The organism is Mycobacterium sp. Aquia_216, assembly GCF_026723865.1.
Taxonomy (GTDB): domain Bacteria; phylum Actinomycetota; class Actinomycetes; order Mycobacteriales; family Mycobacteriaceae; genus Mycobacterium.
Genome location: NZ_CP113529.1, coordinates 2245196 through 2266870, shown reverse-complemented (window position 1 = coordinate 2266870; position 21675 = coordinate 2245196). Strand labels below are relative to the sequence as shown.

Annotated in this window: 4 protein-coding genes; all 4 read left to right on the top strand. The window is 67.4% G+C overall.

The genetic code is table 11. From position 1 onward, the window contains the following. Positions 1 to 617: 617 nt before the first annotated feature. Genes OK015_RS10555 through OK015_RS10540 form a run of 4 tightly spaced genes read left to right on the top strand, consistent with a single transcriptional unit; the run spans position 618 to position 21671 of the window. Complete coding sequence (locus OK015_RS10555) at positions 618 to 5366, top strand: type I polyketide synthase (RefSeq protein ID WP_268131229.1); 4749 nt, start codon at positions 618 to 620, stop codon at positions 5364 to 5366. Continuing rightward, positions 5366 to 11872, top strand: a complete 6507-nt coding sequence (locus OK015_RS10550; protein WP_268131228.1) for a type I polyketide synthase — start codon at positions 5366 to 5368, stop codon at positions 11870 to 11872. Before OK015_RS10555 ends, OK015_RS10550 begins: the two co-directional genes overlap by 1 nt. Beyond that, on the top strand, positions 11872 to 17259 hold the full coding sequence (locus OK015_RS10545) for a type I polyketide synthase (protein ID WP_268131226.1): 5388 nt from the start codon (positions 11872 to 11874) through the stop codon (positions 17257 to 17259). Before OK015_RS10550 ends, OK015_RS10545 begins: the two co-directional genes overlap by 1 nt. Then, entirely contained in the window at positions 17259 to 21671 is a 4413-nt protein-coding gene (locus OK015_RS10540; RefSeq protein ID WP_268131224.1) for a type I polyketide synthase, read from the top strand. Before OK015_RS10545 ends, OK015_RS10540 begins: the two co-directional genes overlap by 1 nt. The last annotated feature ends 4 nt before the right edge of the window (positions 21672 to 21675 follow it).

Genomic DNA, 21675 nt, shown 5'->3' with positions numbered 1-21675 from the left:
ACCCATCGCGATCACGCGTTCGCCGGACTACCGCCTTGCGGGTGGCTCAGCGTCCGACTGCCGCCGCCCGGCCCGCCAGCACGGCCAGGCGCGTTGGAATGAAACTGGTGCGTAGGTCCCAGAACGCGGCCGCCATGCGACCCTCGTCGGCAGATGAGATTCATCTCACTCTACCTACCATTCGCCACCCCTGCCTCATGAATACCACCCGTCACTCCGGCCAGTACCCCTCTTGAGCTGCAGGAATGCAAACAGCTGGCACTATAGTAGACGCACGCAAAATAAGGCCGGGGGGACCGCACCCAAAATCTGTGGATTTCTTCAATCTCCTCACTTCCCCATGAAAGACTGCTTACCTTGCTTAAAGAGACGGATGGTCGGGGTGGACGATCGTCGCGCTTCGGCCATCCAACTCCTCGCGCCGACGTTTCCGTCAGCAGCTGCCGTGTCACCGGGGGGCTCCGTGGAGGAGCCGCGAAAGCAGCTGAACGGGGCGGCACGCAGGGTGCAGCACAGAGCACCCGCAGCAAACTGGAAGGTAAAGCGACACCGGTGACCAACTCTTCCACACCCGCTTTGCTGGGCGAGCAGGCCGAGCGACCCCCGGACGTGCTCCTATGACCTCAAGCGTCCGCGGCGAAGCCGACCTTCGGCACTGGCTGATCGACTATTTGGTGACGAACATCGGCCGCACGCCGGACGAAGTCGACCCGGAGCTCTCCCTGGCCGACCACGGCGTGAGCTCGCGCGAGGCGGTCGTGCTTTCCGGTGAATTGTCGGAGTTGCTGGGAAAGACCGTGTCCCCGATAGATTTCTGGGAGCACCCGACGATCAACGCCCTGGCCCTCTACCTGACCGCGCCCGCGCCCGCACCCGAGTCGGACACCGCGCCCGACCGCGCGGCCCGCAACTCGCTCGAGGAACCGATCGCCGTCATCGGGATGGGATGCCGCTTCCCCGGCGACATCTCCGGACCGGATGCCTTGTGGCAGTTCCTCCTCGACCGCGGGTGCTCGATATCAGAAGTGCCGCCGCAGCGGTGGCAGCCGTTCGACGACGGCTCACCCGAGGTTGCGGAGGCCTTGGCCCGCACCACGCGGTGGGGTTCGTTCCTGTCTGACATCGCCGCTTTCGACGCGGAATTTTTCGAGATCTCCCCCAACGAAGCAACCAAGATGGACCCCCAGCAGCGTCTGCTATTGGAAGTGGCCTGGGAGGCCTTGGAGCACGCCGGCATCGCACCGAGCTCGCTGCGCCGGTCGCAGACCGGCGTATTCGCCGGATCCTGCTCGAGCGAATACGGCGCCATCGGGTTGGCCGACCTCTGCCAGGTCGACGCCTGGAACAACACCGGCGGCGCGATGAGCATCATCGCCAACCGGCTCTCCTATTTCCTTGACCTGCGCGGCCCGTCGGTGGCAGTGGATACCGCATGCTCGTCGTCGCTGGTGGCGATACATCTGGCCTGCCAAAGCCTTCGCACTCAGGATTCGCATCTGGCCATCGCGGCGGGTGTGAACGTGCTGTTGTCTCCGACGATATTTCGCGGTTTCGACCAAGCCGGTGCGCTGTCGCCAACCGGCAGATGCCGCGCGTTCGACGCGGCGGCCGACGGGTTCGTGCGCGGCGAAGGCGCCGGGGTCGTCGTGCTCAAGCGGCTGACCGACGCGCAGCGCGACGGCGATCGGGTGCTTGCCGTGATCTGCGGCTCGGCGGTCAATCAGGACGGCCGCTCCAACGGGCTCATGGCCCCCAACCCCGCGGCACAGATGGCGGTGCTGCGCGCCGCCTACACGAACGCCGGTATGCAACCGAACGAGGTCGACTACGTCGAAACTCACGGCACCGGAACACTGCTGGGCGATCCGATCGAAGCGCGCGCTCTTGGCACGGTGCTGGGCCGCGGGCGTTCGGAGGATGCGCCACTGCTCATCGGCGCGGTGAAGACGAACATCGGCCACACTGAGGCGGCAGCCGGAATCGCCGGCTTCATCAAGGCGGTCATGGCGTTGCAACACGGCCAGATCCCACCGAATCATCGCTTCGAAAGTCCGAATCCGCATATTCCGTTCGCCGATTTGCGGATGAAAGTCGTTGACACACAAACTGATTGGCCTCAGACTCGGCATCCGCGCCGGGCCGGGGTGTCATCGTTCGGATTCGGCGGCACGAACGCGCATGTGGTGCTCGAGCAGGGCCAGGATGTTGCGACCGAACCGCGGCCCACTTCCGCTCCGGGTATCTCGACGTTGGTAGTGGCGGGCAAAACGCCACAACGGGTGGCCGCCACAGCGGCGGTGCTGGCCGAGTGGATGGACGGCGACGGGGCCGAGGTGGCCCTGGTCGATGTGGCTCACACGCTCAACCATCACCGCGCCCGGCAAGCCAAGTTCGGCACGGTCGTAGCGCGCGAACGCGCCGAGGCGGTTTCCGGTTTGCGCGCGCTGGCGGCCGGCCGGCACGCGTCCGGGGTGGTGGGCCCGCAGGAGAGTGACGAGGCAGCGCCGGGCACGGTGTTCGTGTACTCGGGGCGCGGTTCGCAGTGGGCCGGCATGGGCCGCCAATTGCTGGCCGACGAGCCCGCTTTCGCCGCCGCGGTCGCCGGGTTGGAGCCGGTGTTCGTCGAGCACGCGGGGTTCTCGCTGCACGACGTGCTGGCCGATGGCAAGGAATTAGTCGGTATCGAGCAGATCCAGCTCGGCCTGATCGGCATGCAACTGACGTTGACGGCGTTGTGGCGGTCCTACGGGGTGCACCCCGACGTGGTGATCGGTCACTCGATGGGCGAGGTGGCCGCCGCGGTGGTCGCCGGAGCCCTCACGCCCGCCGAGGGGCTGCGGGTCACCGCGACGCGCTCGCGGCTGATGGCACCGTTGTCGGGACAGGGCGGGATGGCCTTGCTCGGACTCGATGCGGCGGCGACCGCGACGCTGATCGCCGAGTATCCGCAGGTGACGTTGGGGATCTACAACTCGCCACGCCAGACCGTGATCTCCGGTCCGACCGGGCAGATCGACGCGCTGATCGCCCGGGTGCGCAGCCAGAACCGGTTCGCCAGCCGGGTCAATATCGAAGTGGCTCCCCATAATCCAGCGATGGATGCCCTGCAACCGGCAATGCGTGCGGAGCTGTCGGATCTGGTCCCGCAGCCACCTACGATCCCGATCATCTCGACCACATACTCCGATCTCGACACTCGTCCGGCCTTCGACGCCGAACACTGGGCCACCAACATGCGCAACCCGGTGCGCTTCCAGCAGGCGATCGCCGCCGCCGGCACCGACCACCACACCTTCATCGAGATCAGCGGCCATCCGCTGCTGACCCAGGCGATCAGCGAAACCCTGCACAGCGCCCAGCACGGAAGCAGATACACCAGCATCGGAACCCTGCAACGCAACACCGACGACACCATCACCTTCCGCACCGGTCTCAACACGGTGCGCACCACCAATCCGCCCGAGACGCCGCATCCCCCCGAACCGCATCCCCAGATCCCCACCACCCCATGGCACCACACCCGGCACTGGGTCGATGTCACCCCCATCACCCGGCAAGCACCGGAATCTCTGCACCGCAACGGTTCTGCCCTGCCCAACGCGGCGGCCGGCCCGCTCGACGACTGCTCGTATCAGCTGTCGTGGCCGGCCATACCGTCGGCGGCCGCCGAGCTGGTCGCGCCGGGCAGCCGCGGGCGCTGGCTGGTGGTCGGCGATCCGGACCTCGCGACCCAACTGGCCGCTGGAACCGTGGACGCGGATGCCGATCCCGTGGAATTGGCCGAGGCGCTTGGCGATGTCGACCATGTGTTGTACGCGCCGCCGGCAACCGGCGATTCGTTCGACGTGGGGCTGGCCTATCGGCTGTTCGACGAGGTGCGCCGGCTCGCCGCGGTGATGGCCGCCGGCACTTCGGCGGAGAAGCTGGTGCTGGTCACCCGCAATGCCCAACCCGTCTTCGACGGCGATCGCGCCAACCCCACCCATGGACTACTCTGGGGCCTGGGCCGCACTCTCGCTCTCGAACACCCCGAAATCTGGGGCGGCATAGTCGATTTCGATGCTTCGGTGCCGGCCGAGGTAGTGGCCAAGCAGCTTCTCGAGGAAGTCGGCAGCACCGACGGTGAAGACCAGGTCGTGTACCGGCGCGGCGCGCGCCATGTGGCCCGGCTGCAACGGCGAACTCTGCCAACTGAATCGCCGCTCACGTTGGACGCCGACACCAGTCAGCTTGTCATCGGGGCCACCGGCAACATCGGTCCGCACCTGATCCGCCAGCTCGCCCGGATGGGCGCCAAAACCATTGTTGCGGTGTCCCGCAACCCGGGCTTGCGCCTGCACGCACTGACGGAAAGCCTTGCCGCAGCGGGTGCGAACCTCATCACGGTGGCCGCCGACGCCACCGACGCAACCGCGATGAGCGGGCTGTTCGACCGGTTCGGTGACGACCTGCCGCCGCTGCAGGGAATCTACCTGGCGGCCTTTGCCGGCCAGCCGGTCTTGCTCAGGGACATGACCGACGCCGACGTGCGGGAGATGTTCGCACCCAAACTCGACGCCGCCGCGCTGCTCCATCGGCTGTCGCTGACGAAAACGTCGGTGCGCCAATTCCTCTTGTTCTCTTCGATCTCCGGGCTGACCGGTTCACGATGGCTCGGCCACTACGCCGCCACCAGTGGATATCTGGACGCGCTGGCGTATGCCCGACGCGTCATGGGATTGCCGGCCACGACGGTCAACTGGGGACTCTGGAAATCGCTGGCCGACACCGACGAGGCCAGTCAGGTCAGTGTGGGCTCGGGCCTGCTGCCGATGGAAGACGAGGTTGCGATCGGCGCGCTGCCGTACGTGCTGAGCCCGGCTGCCGGAGTGCATTCCATTGTGGTGGAGGCGGATTGGCCACTGCTCGCCGACGCGTACCGGGCCCGCGGATCGCTGCACATCGTCGACGACCTGCTGCCGGTACCGGGCGAGATGACGACGGGCGAAAGCGAGTTCCGCATCGCGTTGCGCGCGTGCGCGCCCGACCGCCGGCACGCCATGGTGTTCGACCAGGTTGCCAAGCTGGCCGCCAAGGCCATCGGAGTGCCCGCAGGCGAGTCGCTAGATCCCTCGACCGGCTTCTTCCAACTCGGGATGGACTCGCTGATGAGCGCGATGCTGCGGCGGGCACTGTCCGACGATCTGGGCGAGGCGCTGCCGGTATCGGTGATTTTCGACTACCCGACCGTGTACAGCCTGACCGAATATCTGGCCACCGTGCTGCCCGAGCTCGATGCGGACGACGAACCGACCGCCGACGCCTATGACGACCTCGACGAGGACGAGTTACTTGCGGAACTGTCGGAGAGGCTACGAGGCTCTTAATGACAGCAGCCATACCGGATCGCCGGGCGATCATCACCGAGGCGCTGCACAAGATCGACGATCTCACCGCGCGGCTGGAGATCGCCGAGCGGGCCGGCACCGAACCGATCGCCGTCGTCGGCATGGGCTGCCGGTTGCCCGGCGGGGTAAACAGCCCCGAGCAGTTCTGGGACTTGTTGCGCGACGGGCGAAGCGGCATAGTCGGCGTTCCGCCCGAACGCTGGGACGCCGACGCGCTGTTCACCGAGGATCACACCGTCCCCGGCACCATCTGCAACCGCGAAGGCGGTTTCCTGTCCACCTGGCAGCCGGACGAATTCGACGCCGAGTTCTTCTCCATCCCGCCGCGCGAGGCGGCGGCGATGGACCCGCAACAGCGGTTGTTCCTCGAGGTCGCCTGGGAAGCGTTGGAAAACGCCGGGATTCCACCGCACGCGCTGCAGGGCACCCAAACCGGGGTTTTCGTCGGGGTCACCGCCTACGACTACATGCTCAAGATGTCCGCCGCGGTGCGACCCGACGAGCTGGACGCCTACCTGTTGACCGGAAACTCGGCGAACTTCGCCGCCGGGCGGACCGCCTACCTACTCGGCGCCCGCGGGCCCGCGGTGGTGCTCGACACCGCATGCTCCTCGTCGCTGGTGACGATCCACCTGGCCTGTCAGAGCCTGCGGTTGCGCGAAAGCGACACGGCGCTGGCCGGTGGGACCAACCTGCTGCTCAGCCCGGTGGCCAGCATCGCGTGCTCGCGGTGGGGAATGCTGTCGCCGGACGGCCAGTGCAAAACCTTCGACGCCGGAGCCAACGGCTATGTGCGCAGCGAGGGCGCCGGTGTGGTGGTGCTCAAGCGGTTGTCCGACGCGCAACGCGACGGCAATCGCATCCTCGCCGTGGTGCGGGGTTCGGCGGTCAACCAGGACGGCGCCAGCAGTGGGGTGACGGTGCCCAACGGCCCGGCGCAGCAGGCCCTGCTCCGGCAGGCGTTGACGTCGGCCAGGTTGACGCCGGACGACATCGACTACCTCGAGGCACACGGAACGGGCACCCCGCTGGGCGATCCGATCGAACTCGACTCACTGAGTAAGGTTTTCGGCGATCGATCCGACCGGGCACCGCTGGTGCTCGGTGCGGTGAAGACCAACCTCGGCCACCTGGAGGCGGCGGCGGGAATCGCCGGATTCATGAAGACCGTGCTGGCCGTCGGGCATGGCCGCATTCCGCGGAACTTGAACTTCACCAAACTCACTCCCCATGCCAGCCAAGGCGTTTCGCGATTGAGGATCGCCACCGAGGACATGGAATGGCCGTCGAGCGAGCAACCGCGCCGGGCCGGTGTGTCGTCGTTCGGGGTGAGCGGGACGAATGCGCACGTGGTGATCGAGCAGGCACCGGATCGCGAGCCCAGCCCGCAGCGCGACCCGGAACCCGCGGTGTCGACGCTGGTCGTCTCGGGCAAGACCGCGCAACGCGTGGCAGCGACGGCGTCCGTGCTGGCCGACTGGATGGACGACGCGGGGGCTGCGGTGCCGCTGGCCGACGTGGCGCACACGCTCAACCACCACCGGGCCCAGCAGCCCAAGTTCGCCACGGTGGTCGCCGTCGACCGCGAGCAGGCGGTGGTGGGATTGCGTGCGCTGGCCGCCGGTGAGCCCGCCCCGGGCGTGGTCGGCTGCCCGGCGGGCGCGATCGGACCCGGCACCGTATTCGTCTATTCGGGCCGGGGATCGCAGTGGGCGGGAATGGGTCGGCGGCTGCTGGCCGACGAGCCCGCATTCGCCGCCGCCATCGCCGAACTCGACCCGGTATTCGGTGCGGAAGCCGGGTTTTCGCTGCACGACGTGATCGCCGGCGGTAAGGAATTGGTCGGCATCGAGCAGATCCAGCTCGGTCTGATCGGGATGCAGTTGGCGTTGACCGCGCTGTGGTGCTCCTACGGGGTGACCCCCGACCTGGTGATCGGCCACTCCATGGGAGAAGTGGCCGCCGCGGTGGTGGCCGGCGCCCTGACTCCTGCCGAGGGCCTGCGGGTGACGGCGACCCGGTCGCGGCTGATGGCTCCGTTGTCGGGACAGGGCACCATGGCCACGCTCGAACTCGACCCCGCGGCCACCGAGCAGCTGATCGCGGATCATCCGCAGGTCACCTTGGCGATTTATGCTTCGCCGCGGCAAACCGTGATCGCCGGGCCTCCCTCGACGATCGACACCCTGATCGAGAAGGTGCGCGCCCAGAACCACTTCGCCGGGCGAGTCAATATCGAAGTGGCGCCACATAATCCGGCGATGGACCCGCTGCAGCCGCAGATGCGGGCGGAACTCGCCGACCTTCGCCCGCGTCCGCCGGCCATCCCGATCATCTCGACCACCTACCCGGACCTGAACGCTCGCCCGGTCTTCGACGCCGAGCACTGGGCCACCAATATGCGCAACCCGGTGCGCTTCCAGCAGGCGATCACTCATGCCGTTAGCGACGCCGGTGGTCCCCACCACACCTTCATCGAGATCAGTGCGCACCCGTTGTTGACGCACGCGATCGGCGAAACCCTCTCCACGAGTGAGGATTCCGACTTTGTGAGCGTCGGAACCCTGCAGCGCGATGCGCATGACACCCTGACTTTCCACACCAACCTCAACGCCGTCCATACCACCCGCCCGGTGCAGACCCCGCACACCCACGGACACCAAACCGTGCTGCCGACCACCCCGTGGCAGCACACTCGGCACTGGATCTCCCCCAGCACCGCGGCACACCACGCGCCGAACACCCACCCGCTACTGGGCTTTGGCGTCACCGACCCCACCAGCGGCACCCGGATATGGGAAGGCGAGCTCGCCCCCGATCTGCTGTGGCTCGGTGATCACGTGATCGACGACCTGTGCGTGCTGCCGGGAGCGGCCTACGCCGACGTCGCACTGGCCGCGGCAACGGACGCATTCGGAGGATCCGAGGACGAGCGGCCGTGGATGATCCGGGAGCTCAGTCTGCATCAGATGTTGCGGGTAACCGAGGCGACGGTTCTGGTCACGACGCTGACCGGCAGCGAGCACACGTGCCAGATCGAAATGCGCACGCACAGTAGCGCGTCAGGATGGATCAAGCACGCCACCGCCAGCGTCGCGCGCGAGTCGGCGCAGACCGCACCGCCCGCGATCGTCAGCTCGAATGACGTTGCGGCCGAACTCAACCCCGACGACCTCTATCAGCGGCTGCGCGCTGCCGGACAACAACACGGACCGGCGTTTCGCGGGATCACCAACCTCACCGTGGCAGCATCGGGTGCTGCTCGCGCAGCAGTGCGGCTCCCCTCGTCGGCCAAGGCCGGTTCCCGCAACTTCGTGCTGCACCCGGTGATGATGGACATCGCGGTGCAGGTGCTCGGCGCCACCCGGGCCGCGACCGACCTGGCCGGCGGCCAGAACGCCCGCCAAACCCTGGTGCTGCCGATACGTTTCGCGGGTGTCCACGTGTACGGCGACATCGCCGACGGCGTGTGCTCGATCGGCACACTTGCCGCCACCGACAGTCCGGATCGGCTGCTTGGCAATGTCGTGCTGACCGACGCGCAGGGCCAACCGCTGCTCGTCATCGACGAAGTCGAGATGGCGGTGCTCGGGTCGACAAGTGGCGCAAAGCAACTCAACAGCCATCTGTTCGCTCTCGAATGGGAACCGGCACCGCTGGACAAACCGGCCGCCACCAATCTCGGTGGCTTGCTGCTGATCGGCGAGCCCGCCGCGGGCGATCCGCTCCTGCCCGCGCTGCGGTCGTCGCTGATCGACAGCATCGCCGAAGTCGAGGTGGTGTCCCCGACCGACACCGTGGCGCTGCGCGCGGCGATCAGCCGAAACCCATGGGATAGCATCGTCGTGCTGTGCCCGCCGAGAAGCGCCGACGACGCACTGAGCGAGGCGGCGCAACTGGACCTGGCGCTGGCGCGCACGCTGCTGATCGCGGACATCGCCAAGACCGTGACGCGCATCGGCGCCCGCAACAGCCCACGGCTGTGGATCGTCACCCGTGGCGCCCAGCAAGTCGACTCCGCTGATCGAGTCACGCTGGCGCAAACGGAACTTCGCGGCATCGCGCGAGTGCTGACGTTCGAGCATCCAGAACTGAAGACCACGATCGTCGACATCGAGGCCGACGGTGCCGGCTCGGTGGGCGCCCTGACTCAGGAGTTACTCGCGGGCTCCGACGCCGACGAGATCGCGCTGCGCGACGGGCAGCGCTACCTGAACAGGCTGGTGCCCGCGGCCACTACGGCGGCCGGTGAGTTGGCCGGAGAGACTCGCCACGCAAAAGTCGACCCGGACGCCGGTGGCGCGGTGCGACTGCAGATCGACGAACCCGGCCGCCTGGACGCGCTGAGAGTGCATGCGGTGAAACGGATCCCGCCGGCTGCCGATGAGGTGGAAGTCCGCGTCAGTGCCGCGGGCCTCAACTTCAGCGACGTGCTCAAGGCCATGGGCATCTACCCCGGCCTCGACGGTGCGCCGCCCGTCATCGGCGCCGAGTGCGCGGGCATCGTCACCGCCGTCGGCGCCGGTGTCGACTCGGTCGAGATCGGGCAGCGCGTCATCGCCATCGGGCCCGGCGCGTTCGGTTCCCACCTGACGACACTGGCCGATCTGGTTACCCCGATTCCCGACACGCTGCCGGATCCCGAAGCGGCCGCGTTCGGCATCGCGTATCTCACCGCCTGGCACTCGCTGTGCGAGGTCGGGAGGCTGGCTCCCGGCGAACGGGTGCTGATCCATTCCGCGAGCGGTGGCGTGGGCCTGGCGGCGATGGCGATCGCCAGGATGATCGGCGCTCGCATCTACACCACGGCAGGTTCGGAAGCCAAGCGCGAGATGCTCGCCGGGCTTGGTGTCGAGTACGTCGGCAATTCGCGCACCGTGAATTTCGCCGACGAGATACTCGAGGCCACCGGAGGCTATGGCGTGGATGTCATTCTGAATTCGCTTCCCGATGAAGCGATTCAACGCGGGGTGCAGATACTCGCACCCGGTGGCCGGTTCATCGAACTGGGCAAGAAGGACGTGTACGGCAATGCCAACCTGGGATTGGCCGGATTGAAGAGAAGTGCTTCCTTCGCCGTCGTCGACCTCGACTTGAACCTGAAACTGCAGCCGGCGCGGTACCGTGCGATGCTGTCCGAGATCCTGCGGCACGTATCGGACGGCACCCTGCAGGTCCTTCCCGTCACCGCATTCGGTCTCGACGACGCGGGTGACGCCTTTGCGCTGATGGCCTCCGGTAAGCACACCGGCAAGATCGCCGTGACGGTACCGGCGCACGGCGGCATCGACGCAGTGGCGGCGACGCCGCAGCCGCTGGTCAGCCCGGACGGTGGCTACATCATCGTGGGCGGCATGGGTGGCCTCGGCTTCGTCGTCGCCAAGTGGCTGGCGGCCCAGGGCGCGGGATTGATTGTCCTGAACGGGCGTTCGGCTGCCGGCGACGACGCTGCGGCAGCGATCGCGGACATGAAAGCCGCGGGCACCCGTGTCGAGGTGGTCACCGGCGACATCGCCGCACCCGACACGGCCGGTCGGCTGGTGCAGGCCGTCGAAGACGCCGGCCTGCGGGTGGCCGGAGTCCTGCACAGCGCCATGGTCCTCGATGACGAAATCGTGCTCAACATCTCGGATTCGGCCGCGCGGCGCGTGTTCGCCCCGAAAGTCACCGGTAGCTGGCGGCTGCATCAGGCCACCGCACACCTGGATGTCGATTGGTGGCTTACCTTTTCGTCGGCATCCTCGCTGCTGGGCACGCCCGGCCAGGGAACCTACGCCGCCGCCAACTCGTGGGTCGATGGGCTGGTCGCCTACCGACGCTCGCAAGGGCTCCCCGCCGTCGGAATCAACTGGGGCCCATGGGCGGAGGTGGGCCGCGCCCAGTTCTTCGCCGATCTCGGCGTCTCGCTGATCACGGTCGAGGAGGGGCTGGGGGCGGTGCAGCGGGTGCTGTCGGCCGACCGCGCCGGCACCGGTGTGATCCACCTCGATGCCCGGCAGTGGTTCCAATCGTTCCCCGCCGTCGGTGGTTCGTCGCTGTTCGCGAAATTACTCGACGCGACCAAGGTGGAGCGGCGCGGCGGCGGCGCGATCCGGGCGGAATTGGATGCCACCGACGCCGCCGAGCGTCCCGGCCGGCTGGCCGCCGTGATCGCCGGCGAGATCCGGGCGGTGCTGCGATCCACCGAGCCGATCGGCCACGATCGGCCGATGGAGTCGCTCGGTCTCGACTCGCTGATGGCGCTCGAATTGCGGAACAGGCTGGAAGCAAGCTTGGGCACCACCTTGCCGGCCGCGCTGGTCTGGGCGTATCCGACGATCGAGGATCTCGCGGGTGCCATGTGCGAACGTCTCGGCTATGACACGGTGGCCGATGACGAACCGGCACCGGACGCCGAAACCGAGCTATCCGATGAGGAAATGGAATTGCTGACCGACCTCGTTGCAGCGAGCGAGCTCGAAACCGCAACTGGGGGCAGCGAGTAATGACGAGTCTCGCCGAACGCGCGGCACAGATGTCACCCAAGGCGCGCGAGGTGCTCGCACGTGAGCTTGTTCGCGCGGGCACCGCCTTTCCGACCGATGTCGCCGAGCCGATAGCCGTACTCGGGATCGGCTGCCGGCTGCCCGGGAAGGTGTCTGGGCCGGAGAGCTTTTGGCAGCTGCTGGTCGACGGGCGCGACGCCGTCGGCGAGGTGCCGGCCGATCGGTGGGACGGCGATGCGTTCTACGATCCCGATCCGCAGGCACCGGGACGGATGACGACGAAGTGGGGCGGATTTCTGGACGACGTCGCCGGGTTCGACGCCGACTTCTTCGGCATCACCCCCCGCGAAGCCGTCGCGATGGACCCCCAGCAGCGGATCCTGCTCGAGGTTGCCTGGGAGGCACTCGAACACGCCGGGCTGCCACCGGACTCGTTGAGCGGCAGCCGAACCGCCGCGATCATGGGTGTGTCCGCCTGGGACTACACAATTCTCAACCTCGAACGCAACGCCGATATCGACGCGTACATGAGCACCGGAAACCCGCACAGTGCCGCGGTAGGGCGCATCTCGTACCTGTTGGGACTTCGCGGCCCGGCGGTGGCGGTCGACACCGCGTGTTCGTCGTCCTTGGTGGCCATCCATTTGGCCTGCCAGAACCTGCGGCTGCGGGAAAGCGACGTGGCACTCGCGGGCGGGGTGCACCTTTCCCTGTCGCCGTTTACCAGCATCGCGTTGTCGAAGTGGTCGGCCCTGTCGCCGACGGGCCGATGCAAGACCTTCGACGCCCTGGCCGACGGGTTCGTGCGCGGTGAAGGTTGCGGCGTCGTGGTGCTCAAGCGATTGGCCGATGCCGTCCGCGACGGGGATCCGGTGCTGGGGGTGGTCCGCGGTTCGGCGATCAACTCCGATGGCCGGTCCAACGGCATGACCGCCCCGAACGCGGCCGCGCAGCGCGACGTGATCACCACCGCGCTGCGGTTGGCAGACGCCACCGCAGACAGCGTCAACTACGTCGAAACGCACGGTACCGGAACTATTTTGGGCGATCCGATCGAGTTCGAAGCGCTCGCGGCCACTTACGGTGGCGGTGACGGGCGCTGCGCGCTGGGCTCGGTCAAGACCAACATCGGGCATCTGGAAGCCTCGGCCGGTGTCACCGGATTCATCAAGGCGATCCTCTCGGTGAATCGGGGATACGTTCCGCCCAATCTGCACTTCACCCGGTGGAACCCGGCCATCGACCCGTCGTCGACCCGACTGTTCGTCCCGGTCGAGGGCACCGCGTGGCCCACCGAGGGCACCCGCCGGGCCGCGGTGTCGTCATTCGGACTCAGTGGCACCAATGCGCACGTGGTGGTCGAGCAGGCACCCAACGTGACCACCACACCGCCACCGTCGGCCACGCCGGTGGTGTCCACGTTGGTGGTATCGGGCAAGACGCCGCAGCGGGTGGCCTCGACCGCCGCAAGTCTGGCCGACTGGATCGCCGGCGCCGGAAAGGCGGCCCCGCTCGCCGATATCGCACACACCCTGAATCACCGCCGGGCCCGGCACAACTGGGTGGGCACCGTCGTCGCGCGCGACCACGCCGCCGCGGCGGCCGGGCTGCGGGCATTGGCCACCGGCACCCCGGCAGCCGGTGTCGCGGGACCCACCGAAACCGGCCACGCATCCGGCACGGTGTTCGTCTACTCCGGCCAGGGCGCGCAGTGGGCCGGAATGGGCCGCCAACTCCTCGCCGATGAGCCCGCCTTCGCGGCGGCCATCACCGAATTGGAACCTGAATTCGTTGCCCAGACCGGCTTTTCGCTGCGGCAAACCCTTGCTGAGGGCAGCCCGGTCACCGGCATCGACAAGATCCAGCCGCTGCTGGTGGCCGTCCAGCTGGCACTGACCGCGCTGTGGCGCCACCACGGCGTCTCACCCGACGCGGTGATCGGGCATTCCATGGGTGAAGTCTCGGCAGCGGTGGTCTCCGGAGCGCTGACCCCCGCCGAGGGACTGCGAGTGATCGCCACCCGTTCCAAGCTGATGGCGCGGTTGTCCGGCCAGGGCGCGATGGCTCTGCTCGAACTCGACGCCCCCGCCGTCGAAGCGCTGATCGCCGACTACCCGCAGATCACGCTCGCCGTGCACGCCTCCCCGAGCCACTCGGTGATCGCGGGCCCACCCGAACAGGTGGACGCGGTCATCGCGGCGCTGACCGCCCGCAACCTGCTGGCCCGGCGCATCGAGGTCGACGTCGCCTCCCATCACCCGATCATCGACCCGGTACTGCCGCAATTACGTTCGGCCCTTTCGGATTTGGCTCCCAAGCCACCCACCATCCCGATGATCACCACCACGATGGAGGGGCCCGCACCACTGCTGGACGCCGACTACTGGGCGGCTAACCTGCGCAATCCGGTGCGCTTCCACCAGGCGATCAGCACCGCGGGCGCCGGCCACCTTTTCATCGAAATCAGTCCGCACCCGCTGCTGACTCATTCGATCAACGACACCCTGGGTGCGGCCAACACCCGCGCCCTCGGCACCCTGCTACGCGACACCGACGACACCGTCACCTTCCACACGCAGCTCGCCACGCAGCTCGTCGCCAAGGGTGACACGACGACGAACACCGCCGACGGTCGGCTGGCCGACATCCCGGTAACACCCTGGGAACACACCCAATTCTGGGTCGCTGATCGGTCCGCGATGTCGAACTCCGTTGCCGCCCACCCGTTACTCGGTGTGCACATCGAAGTTCCGTCCAGCCGCGACCACGTCTGGCAAGCTGACGTCGGCACCGAGGTGTCCGCCTGGCTGGCCGACCACAAAGTGTTCGGCCAGGCCACCATGCCGGGCGCCGGGTTCACCGAAATCGCTGTGGCCGCGGCCAGTGAGGCGTTGGGCGTGCCGGCCCACGCCGTGTCGGTCAACCAGCTCGAAGTCGAGCAGATGCTCACCCTGGACGACCACACTCAGGTGACCACTCAGTTGATGCGTGGCGCCGACGACAAGATCCGGATCGAAATCTATTCCCGCTCATCGGGTAACGACTGGACGCGGCACGCCACGGCCAGGGCCGAAGTACGGACGGCAGAGGCATCGCCCGAACGGCCCGCACCCACCGACGGCAGTGGTGAGACGACGATCAGTCCAGCGGACCTGTACACCGCGCTGCGCCAGGCCGGTCAATTCCACGGTCCCGCCTTCGCCGCCTTGACGGCAATCCGCCGGCTGCCCGGCGGTGCCGTCGAAACCGAGATCGTGCTTCCCGACGAGTCGCCGTGGCACCCCGACTTTCGGCTCCACCCGGTCATCCTGGATGCGGCCCTGCAGAGTTTGGCGGCCGCGATACCCGACGACGAACTCGCCGGATCCGCCGAAGCCAGCTATCTCCCGGTGTCATTCGAATCGGTGCGGGTATACGGCAACCTCGGCCGACGGGCCCGTTGCCGGGCCCAGCTTTCCAACCTCGACGAAGGCGGCACGGGAAAGCTCGGCAGAGTCGTCCTGACCGACGACGCCGGCACCGTCACGGCGGAGATCAACGACATCTATGTGCGGCGTGTGGAACGGCGCAGCGTGCCACTTCCCTTGTCGCAGAAGGTCTTCGATACCGCCTGGGCGCCGCGTCCGGTCAATGCCGGGCCGTCAGACGTCCCCGGCAGTTGGCTGGTGCTCACCGATGGGCAAACGCCCGAAGCCGTCCAGTTCATCGAGGGCTGGCGCTCACCGGCGCACCGGGTCATCACCGCCAGCCTGTACGACGAATCCGCCGTGCTCGCCGCATTCGCCGAAACCGCAGGCGATCCCGAGCGTCCGCCCGTCGGAGTGGTCGTGTTCGTCGCGGCCAACCCGCGCGTGACCAACGACGGCGTCGCCCAGGCCCGCGAAGCGGTCTGGGCGGTCTCGACGGTCGTGCGCGCGGTGGTCGGCGGCTGGCACGGCCAGCCACCACGGCTGTGGCTGGTATCCGGGAATGGCCTCGCGGTCGGCGACGAAGCGGGCCAGCCAGGGATCGGCGCCCTGAAAGGCCTGGTGCGCGTGCTGGCCTACGAGCATCCGGAACTGCGCACCACACTGGTCGATCTCGACATCACCCGGGATCCGGTCACCACGCTCAATGCCGAGCTCGAGTCCGTGGTTACCGGCTCGATCGACGACGTGATCGCCTGGCGGGGCGAGAAGCGATACGTCGAGCGGCTGTCCCGTGCCACCCTCGACGAACCCACCCGCGGCGGCGTGGTCCGTTCGGGAGCGTCGTACCTGATCACCGGCGGCCTGGGGGGTCTCGGCCTGGTGTTCGCGCGGTGGCTGGCGGATAGCGGCGCGGGCCGCATCGTCCTCAACGGCCGCAGCGAGCCGTCGGACGAACAGCGCACGGTTTTGGCCGAGCTGGAACGCAAAACCGAGATCGCAGTGGTCTTGGGCGACCTGGCATCCGACGGCGTGGCGGAAGAGTTGGTCGCGGCCGCCGGTGCGTCGACTCTGTGCGGCATCCTGCACGCGGCCGCGGTACTCGACGACAGCCTGGTGTTCTCCATGACCAAGGACAGCCTGCAGCGCGTGTGGGCGCCCAAGGTCATCGGCGCGCTGCGGATGCACGAAGCCAGTGCCGGATGCGAATTGGACTGGTGGCTCGGGTTTTCCTCCACCTCGTCCCTGCTGGGCGGTCCGGGGCAGGCGTCGTACGCCTGCGCAAGCGCATGGCTGGACGCCCTGGTCGACTGGCGCCGGGCATCGGGATTGCCCGCGGCAGTGGTCAACTGGGGGCCGTGGGCCGAGGTCGGGCTGGCCCGCGCCTTGACCGGCGGGCCGCTGGATCCGATCACCCCTGCCGAGGGTGTCGCGGCACTCGAGCCGTTGCTGGCCACCGGCCGCGGCCACACCGGAGTTGCCCGGCTGCGTGCCGACCGGGCACTGATCGCCTTCCCTGAAATCCGTAACCTCGGTTACTTCACCAGTGTGGTGGCCGAACTCGACGCCGCGGGCGACGGCGGTAACTGGGCCGGCCCCGAGGCGCTGCACGGGCTCGATCCCAGCGAAGCACAATCGGCGATTGCCGAACGATTGCACGCACGCATCGCGGCGGTGATGGGCTACGCGGAAAGATCCGCCGTCGACGCGGACCTGCCGCTGGTCGAGCTGGGCATGGATTCCCTTATGGCGGTGCGTATCCGCAACTCCGCGCGAGCGGACTTCGGCGCCGAGCCGCCGGTGGCGCTGCTGCTGCAGGGCGCAACGCTCAACGATCTCACAGCCGAGCTGCTCCGCCAGCTTGGGCTGACCGGGGACGCGCAAGCACTCCAAGCCGAGGGTGCTGTCCGCGACCGGGCACAGCAGCGCGCGGCGGCGCGCCAACAAGCCGCACTGCGGCGAAAGCGAGGACGTCAGTAATGAGCATCAACCCGGAGATGTTGCCGGACAACGCAATCGCGGTGATCGGCATGGCCGGTAGATTCCCCGGCGCCAACAATGTTTCGGATTTCTGGGACAACCTTCGGCGCGGCGAAGAGTCGATCGTCACGCTTTCCGAGCAAGACCTCCGGGCTGCCGGTATCGGCGACGAGGTGCTGGCGAATCCGGGGTATGTGCGGCGCGCGCCGCTGGTCGACGGATTCGACGAGTTCGATGCCGATTTCTTCGGGTTCCCACCGCAGCTCGCCCGCAAGCTCGATCCACAACACCGCTTGTTCCTGCAGTGCGCATGGCATGCGTTCGAGGACGCCGGCTGTGACCCGGCGCAGTTCGACGGGTCGATCGGCGTGTACGGAACCAGCTCCCCCAGCGGTTATCTGATGCACAATCTGTCGTCGCACCATGGTCACGGCGCCTTCATGGCAACCGGACTCGACTTCGAGCAGTTCAACCTGTTCCTGCAGAACGACAAGGACTTTCTGGCAACGCGGGTATCGCATCAATTCGATCTCCGCGGGCCGAGCATCTCGGTTCAGACCGCGTGTTCGTCGTCCCTGGTCGCGATCCATTTGGCCTGCCAGAGCCTCCTGTCCGGGGAATGCGACATGGCACTTGCCGGCGGGTCGTCGCTGGCCGTCCCGCATCGTGTCGGTTACTGGAATTCGCCGGGCGCGATGGTGTCGGCGGCCGGTCACTGCCGACCCTTTGACGTGCGAGCCGACGGCACGGTCTTCGGCAGCGGAGTGGCGATTGTGGCACTCAAGCCCTTGCCGGCCGCCATCGATGCGGGCGACCGGATACACGCCGTCATCCGCGGGTCGGCGATCAACAATGACGGATCCATGAAGATGGGTTACGCAGCCCCGAATCCGGCCGCGCAGGCCGATGTCATCGCGGAAGCCCACGCGGTATCCGGTGTCGATGCCTCGAGCGTCAGTTATGTCGAGACACATGGCACCGGCACGGCGCTGGGCGATCCGATCGAAGTCCAGGGCCTGAATGCCGCGTTCGCCGTCTCCGAGACGCCGCGGCCCGGCCCGTGTGTCCTGGGGTCGGTCAAGTCGAACATCGGCCACCTGGAGGTGGCGGCCGGCGTGGTCAGTCTGATCAAGGCGATTCTGTGCCTGAAGCACAAGGCGATCCCCGCGACGCTGCACTTCACCAGCCCCAACCCGGAACTGCATCTCGACGAAACCCCGTTCACCGTGCAAAGTGCTTACGCCCCATGGGAATCCGACGGCGTGCGCAGGGCCGGTGTCAGTTCGTTCGGGGTGGGCGGCACCAACGCGCACGTCGTCTTGGAAGAAGCACCAGTGCACGCACCGCCCGTTGCGGTAGCCGCCAAGTCCGCACGACCGCAGGTGTTGCTGCTGTCGGCACGAACCGCGGCGGCACTCGAGGAGTCGCGTGCCGCCCTGGCCGCTACGCTGGCCGGCCCAGAAAATCTGGACCTTTCGGACGCCGCCTTCACCCTTTCCCGTCGTCGCAAGCACAACATCACCATGGCGGCTGTGGTCCACGACCGCGAGCACGCGGCGAAGATATTGCGGGCATCCGAGCACGAGAATGTTTTCGTCGGGGAGTCGATCGGTCGCGGTGAAGCCGCCGAGCCGAGCGCAGACCGCGTCGTTTTCATGTTTCCCGGGCAAGGCGCTCAGCACGTCGGGATGGCGCGGGGGCTGTACGACACCGAGCCCGTTTTCGCCGAACACTTCGACACCTGCGTCGCGGGATTCCGCGACGAGATGGGTATCGACCTGCATGCGCAGATATTCGGCGACGCTACAACGGATTTGGAACGCATTGACCGTTCTCAGCCCGCGCTGTTCACGGTGGAATACGCGCTGGCGAAGTTGGTCGACACCTATGGTGTGCGCGCCGGCGCGTATATCGGATACAGCACCGGCGAATACATCGCGGCCACCCTGGCCGGGGTATTCGACCTCCAGACGGCGATCAAGACGGTGTCCTTGCGGGCCCGTCTGATGCATGAATCCCCGGCGGGTTCCATGGTCGCGGTGGCACTGGGTCCGGACGACATCGCCGCGTACCTCGCCCCCGGAGTCGACCTGTCCGCGGTCAACGATCCCGGCAACTGCGTCGTCGCCGGGCCGAACGACAAGATTCGCGCGTTCACCCAGCGCCTTCGCGAGGGCGGGATCACCGCGCGACGGGTCCGCGCGACCCACGCATTCCATTCCAGTGCAATGGATCCCATGGCGGCACAGTTCCAGGAATTTCTGTCCGGCGTCGAGCTTCGCCGTCCGAACACTCCCCTGCTCAGCAACCTGACCGGAACCTGGATGTCCGATGAACAGGCCATCGACCCGGCCGGCTGGGCGCGCCAGATCAGCGCGACGATCAGGTTCGCCGACGAACTCGATGTGGTACTGACCGATCCGGACCGGGTCCTGGTCGAGATGGGTCCGGGCGGCAGCCTGACCGGCTCGGCGATGCGGCATCCGAAATGGTCGAGCAGGCATCGCGCCGTGCGGCTCATGCGTCACCCGGTGCAGAACACCGATGACCGCGACGCCTTCTTACTCGGCCTCGGCCAGTTGTGGGCGGCCGATGTGGCAGTGGACTGGTCGCCGCTCACCGGATCGGCGAACAGCATCGTCAGCTTGCCCGGTTATCCCTTTGCACGCGAGCGGCATTGGGTCGATCCCAAACCCGCCGTGTGGACCGAGGCACCGGCGGAAGCCAATGGTTCGTCTACCAACGGAGCCGCGGTTGCCGCAGCGCCCGTCAACGGCCAATCCGCCACCGAGGCGACGCTGCATCGAATCTGGACGCAGTGCCTGGGCGTGACCTCGCTCGACCGCAACGCCAATTTCTTTGACCTGGGCGGAGATTCGCTGATCGCGATCGGCATCTCGACGAGTGCCAACAACTCCGGCTTGAGCGTCACCCCGCAGCATCTGTACGAACACCCGACCGTGGCCGGCCTGGCCGCCGCGCTGGACGCCGAGTTCACCGGTGCGGGGCTGACGGAACCACTCAGCGCCGAAGCGCAGTTGCCGGTGCCCGCCAACATCGCCGGCTTCTTCGAACACGGCGTGCAGGACACGGGTCGCTGGCGGGTGCCGCTGATCTTCCGGCTCGCTCCCCACGTCACCATCGACGACGTCCGGTCCGTGCTCACCGCGTTGGCCAACCACCACGATGCGTTGCGACTTCAATTCGTCGACCGCATCGGAACGTGGGGTCAGCACATCACCGAACCGCAGGAATTCCAGCACCTGTCGTCGCGAATTCTGCCCGGCGACGCGGGTGCCGAACGCGCGGCGGTATTGGACATCATGACCGAGCTCGCGGCGCGGGACGGCCTGAGCACCCCGTTCACCGCGACCTATATCGCTGGTGGCCGGGATGGCAACTACTTGATTTTGTCCGCCCACGAGATGATCGCGGACATCGCTTCGCGCGAAATCCTGCTCACCGATCTGTTCACCGCGTTGTCCCAACAACTTGCGGGCGAAGAAATCCTGTTACCGCCGACCGGCGCCGGGTGGCGCGATTGGTCGCTGCGAACCGGCGCTCTGGCGACGCATCCGGCGGTTGTCGACACCCGCGACTTCTGGCTTGAGTGCTTGAGCACGGCGACGGTGCAGGTGGGCGATCCCGAGATCGCCGCCCCACCCCGTGCGGACGACCTGTTGCGGTTGCCGTCGACGCTGAACGTCGCGGAGACGGCCGAAGTCGACGATGCCCGACGCAGGCTGGGTGTGTCGATCGACGAAGTTCTGCTGGCGGCGTTGAGCCGAACGATCGCCCAAACGGTCGCCGAGGGTGTGGTTTCGGTCGACCTGGAGGGCAGCGGGCGTTCGGTGCTGCGGCCCGACGTCGATCTGCGCCGGACCATCGGACGGTTCACCACGATCTATCCCGCTCCGCTGCGGTGCACCAAGGACGGTGGCGCGACCGAGTTGCTGTCCGCCGTGGCCGACACCCTGAAATCCGTACCGCATTTCGGGGTCGGATACGGACTGCTTCGCTATGTCTATGCGCCCACCGCGCGGACGCTGGCCGCCGCGGGCGCCTCGGACATCCATCTCCGCAACGTCGGCATCGTCCCGGAGGCGCCGCGCCTGGACGGACCGGTCCAATTCGATTCCGACGCGGCGCTGCCGGTGCGGGATCCGATTCCGGGCCTGGGCCACGCCGTCGAACTTCGGGTGTACCGGCATTCCGGCTCGCTGCACCTCGATTGGTGGTACGACGCCCGCCGCGTTCCGCAGCTGCGGGCACAAGCGCTCGCCCAATGCTTCCCGATCGCGCTGCGGGCGCTGATCCAGGACGCCGTCGACGCCATCCCCGACGATGCCGGTACGGGCTCGCAACCGGTGGAACTGGCTCTGGTGGACTTGTCCTCCTTTGACGCGAGCTGAGGGT